Source organism: Alteromonas sp. AO-Serp (assembly GCF_017849675.1).
In the GTDB taxonomy this organism is placed as follows: domain Bacteria; phylum Pseudomonadota; class Gammaproteobacteria; order Enterobacterales; family Alteromonadaceae; genus Alteromonas; species Alteromonas macleodii.
The window spans coordinates 1-2,272 of sequence record NZ_JAFLMX010000280.1; the positions used below are offsets into that span (position 1 = coordinate 1).

Below are 2,272 nucleotides of genomic sequence, written 5' to 3' on the forward strand. Positions count from 1 at the left end.
CTCGGCAATAAACCCGACCATTAAGGAATGTGGAAATGGCCATGGCTGACTATTGTAATAGCGCAAGTTTTTAACCTTAACGCCAACTTCTTCGAAAACTTCTCTGTGGACCGCTTGCTCCAGACTTTCACCACTTTCTACAAAGCCAGCAAGAGTTGAATACATATTAGATTCTCGATGGCGAACGCCTTTGGCCAAAAGTATTTTTTCGCTGTCGTGTATAGAAACAATGATACAGGGAGACACTCTTGGATAACTGCGATGTTGGCAGCGGTGACAATGCATTGCCATTTCCCAATCTACGCGTTCAGTCTTGGCTCCACATTGCCCGCAAAATTGATGAGTACGCAAGAAATGGATGTATTGCCAGGCTCGCCCAATAACGGAAAAGGCTATATCGTATTCGGCAAAAAGAAGCTGTCTAAGCGATACCCGTTCCCAACCGGGTTCCTCAACATGCTCAGCGCCCAAATCAACGACGTATACGGGCAGGTCTCTATGCGCCGTCTCATTGAGCGGCGGAAGTTGATGAATTTCATCGACATAAGATGCTAAAAATGGAATATCACTCAGATAAGCAATGGGGATAGACTCAGACGATTCTTGTACTACAATTTTGCCGCGACTAAAAACTACCCACAGGGCTTGCTGAGCAGCTAGTTTCGCCTCATCCAACTTTATCATCATTGCACATCACTCCTGTTCTTTAATGCTTCATACTACACTAAATACTGAGCGTATAGATCGCCACCATACATTTTGAAACGAACTTTTTCGCGCAAAATTTGTGTCGCTAGTGCACAGTGTTATACTGAAACTTATTGTCGCTAAACGGGTAACACATCAAAATGTTGCAACAGTTAGAAAGCGTTAAATCAAAATGGGGCGGGAAAAGCCAGGTTATTGACCGCTGGTTAATGGACAGACAGGCACTGTTAGTTTCTTTCTGTGAACTAGCAGGTATTAACAAGCGAAGCGAGTGTTTACCTGACCCAGATGAAATAGACAACTTTTGCAGCGCATTACTCGATTATTTGTCGGTAGGACACTTTGAGGTTTTCGATATGTTGGTTGAAAACGACAATGAAGGCCTTGCACTACGAGATAAACTTTACCCCAGATTGACAAAAACCACTGACGCAGCACTCGCATTTAATGATACGTTTGCACAAGCAGTAACGCCCGAGCAGGCAGCTGAATTTGACTCAGCGCTAGCCAAGCTTGGTGAGACATTAGAAGAGCGTTTCTCCTTGGAAGATGAGTTAATAGCTCATGTACACACTAAAAAACGTGATCCAGAAGTGACGCTTTAATATAACAATGAAAGTCGAGTTTACGGTTATCATCAATGAACAAAACCACACTTATTCATAAGGCACGGGCTTATTGCGAGCAACGCGGCGCCAGATTCACACCGCTTAGAGAAAAGGTGTACGAAATTCTTGTTTCAAAGCACGGCCCTATGGGTGCTTATGAACTACTCGACTCACTGAAAGAAACAGAGTCTAGTGCCAAACCTGCGACAGTCTATCGCGCCCTTGATTTTCTTCTCGATTTTGGGTTTATTCACCGTTTAGAGTCTACCAATGCGTTTGTGGCCTGCTATCATTTTGGTTGTAACCACCCTGTTCAGTTTCTAATTTGTGACAGCTGTGGTGATGTTGCTGAAATTCAATCTGAAGGTCTTCAAGAGACCCTTGATAGCCAAGCAAAGCAACACGGATTCAAAGTATCGAAACAAACTATAGAGGCCCATGGATTATGTGCCGATTGTCAACAAACGGAAGATCACGCTGCCCAGGAGAGTGTACATGAATGCTGATTTTGTGAACCCGTTTATTGCTGGTCTTTTGAACGTGCTTGAAACCATGGCTCAAACTAAATTGACCCCTGGCAAGCCCAAGCGCAAACAAAGTGATATCGCCAAAGGCGATGTATCGGGGCTAATTGGCATGGTGGGCCCTGACGTTCGCGGCTCGATGTCTATTACTTTTGACGAGTCTTTGGCCCTGACCATAATGGAGAGAATGGTTGGAGAGCGCCCTGAGAAGCTTGATGCAGAAGTAGGCGACATGGTTGGCGAAGTTACCAACATGATTTGCGGTAACGCAAAACGAGACCTTGCTGAGCGGGGTTACGAGTTTGGAATGGCAACACCCATCGTTGTATCAGGAAAGCAACATACGATTAGTCACCAGGTTGATGGTGCTAAAATTATTCTTCCTTTCATGTGCGACGAAGGATTAGCGCATTTGGAAATCTGTTTTGACAA

At 44.6% G+C, this 2,272-nt stretch carries 4 protein-coding genes; 3 read left to right on the forward strand and 1 reads right to left on the reverse strand.

The window, feature by feature from the left end:
• Nucleotides 1-687, reverse strand: a 687-nt coding sequence (gene nudC, locus QVA83_RS18455) for an NAD(+) diphosphatase (protein WP_287498792.1), incomplete at its 3' end; no start/stop codon positions are given.
• 161 nt (nucleotides 688-848) lie between these two features.
• Between nudC and QVA83_RS18460 the strand changes: the two genes are divergently transcribed.
• From QVA83_RS18460 to QVA83_RS18470, 3 genes are all read left to right on the forward strand, one after another.
• Complete coding sequence (locus QVA83_RS18460; protein WP_014951102.1) at nucleotides 849-1,313, forward strand: Rsd/AlgQ family anti-sigma factor; 465 nt, start codon at nucleotides 849-851, stop codon at nucleotides 1,311-1,313.
• Nucleotides 1,314-1,348: 35 nt separating this feature from the next.
• The gene (locus tag QVA83_RS18465; RefSeq protein WP_014951103.1) at nucleotides 1,349-1,822 is read left to right on the forward strand and encodes a transcriptional repressor; all 474 of its coding nucleotides are present in this window, start codon (nucleotides 1,349-1,351) and stop codon (nucleotides 1,820-1,822) included.
• A partial coding sequence (locus tag QVA83_RS18470) for a chemotaxis protein CheX (RefSeq protein ID WP_287498793.1) occupies nucleotides 1,812-2,272 on the forward strand: 461 nt, incomplete at its 3' end. The genes QVA83_RS18465 and QVA83_RS18470, both read left to right, overlap by 11 nt.